This window comes from Oleiphilus sp. HI0079 (assembly GCF_001635105.1).
This window is the reverse complement of the sequence record NZ_LWFT01000065.1, coordinates 1-912: the sequence shown is the minus strand read 5'-3', so window position 1 is coordinate 912 and position 912 is coordinate 1. Positions and strand designations below refer to the sequence as shown.

Genomic DNA, 912 nt, shown 5'->3' with positions numbered 1-912 from the left:
GGCATGTTTACATCCGAGATAACAAGCTTGATCTGACCGTCTTTCTGAAGTTTGTCTAGGCCGTCTTTGCCGTCGATTGCTACTTCTACTGATAGATCGTTTGCTGCTAAAAAACTGCTCACTTCGTTGCGAACAGTCGCTGAGTCGTCAACTACTAGAATCTGTGCCATGGTACTTTCCTCGCGTTTGTTACTGCTAGAAAGGCATTGCCTTTCTTATCTGCTAATTTGTTTTTTTGTTTCCGACTCTAGTTTTCTAGAGTTCTTACTGCATTAATTTGAGTATAGCTACTTGCTCTGGAGTGCAAGTATTTGGTTAAAAAAACTCCAATTCACCGTTATCGACAAACTCATCTACGGCTTTTTCGCTTTCTTCAAATTTCTCTGGAGACCAGTTCAAATTGAAGATAAGTCGTTGATATAACGTGATATCTGGGAAACGCATCTCGGGATCGTGCAGAGTAAACTTAAAGCAAAGTTGTGGCTCGGTAGAACCAAAGGAAATGTGTTTCCTCTGGTGGTTTACCATGATCGGAACTTGTGTGCGCAGCCCATCAGTGTTGACGTCATTGGTGAAATAGCGTGCTCTTATGCTGCCCCAGATCAGGTTAGTGACCTCGTTCAGAATACCGTTGCTATCACGGGAATCAGGTTGGTTTTTCTTGATTTGCGACGCACCTGAGCGAATAAGATCTAAGACTTCATTTTCTGTTGTTTGCAGCATCATGTAGCCGCGACACCAATCACTCTCAAGAGGGATTAGGCTGAATAGCTCGCCATATATAATCTGATCTTTTACCAAGTAGGGCAGTTCATTTCGAACCTCGACACCGGGAACGATACTCTCGAATGCATTTTTGGATAACTCGATAATGCCACTTGCGAGCTCCGCAGGGTAAAACATGCTGCAGAT

2 protein-coding genes are annotated in these 912 nt (G+C 43.4%); both read right to left on the bottom strand.

What is annotated here, in order from left to right; genetic code table 11:
- On the bottom strand, positions 1–170 hold a 170-nt coding region (locus A3750_RS00985; protein WP_156498285.1), incomplete at its 3' end, for a response regulator.
- 145 nt (positions 171–315) lie between these two features.
- A partial coding sequence (locus A3750_RS00980) for a chemotaxis protein CheX (RefSeq protein ID WP_197474778.1) occupies positions 316–912 on the bottom strand: 597 nt, incomplete at its 5' end.